General features: G+C 56.3%; 1 protein-coding gene. It reads right to left on the bottom strand.

Annotated elements, in window-relative coordinates; all coding sequences use genetic code 11:
- Positions 1-3: 3 nt before the first annotated feature.
- The coding region (locus tag Q4563_RS16345; RefSeq protein WP_303605230.1) for a nitrilase-related carbon-nitrogen hydrolase at positions 4-430 on the bottom strand (427 nt) is incomplete at its 5' end.

The following is a 430-nucleotide window of genomic DNA, read 5'->3' as shown; positions in this document are numbered from 1 at the left end:
ATACTAGCCTTCGATCGGGCACCAGGGCAGGCATTTGCGGTATTTCTGGACGATGTCACCGAGATTGTTGATCAGCACCAGGGTGTTGTAGGGCGCCTTGTTGGGGTGTTCTTCGTGCTGCTCGCCAGTGAGAGAAAACACCCCCCAGGTGTTGGCCGCACGACAGGCAGCGGCAAACATATCGGTTTCCGGCCCTGGAATGGTGGTTGCGGTGGCCATCATTTCGTCGTGGTCGTACATGATGCCCATGGTGCTGTATTCCGGAAATACAATCAGATCCATCCCTGGCAGACCTTTTTTGATGCCCTGGATCATCTCGGCAATGCTGGCCGCGTTGTCGAGCACATCGGCCCTGGTGTGCAGGCGGGGCATCTTGTAGTTCACCACGGCGACGCCGACGGTATCGTTGCTGCTTGAAATATCACCATGA

The organism is Gilvimarinus sp. 1_MG-2023 (assembly GCF_030548285.1).
This window is presented reverse-complemented; position numbering and strand designations above follow the sequence as displayed.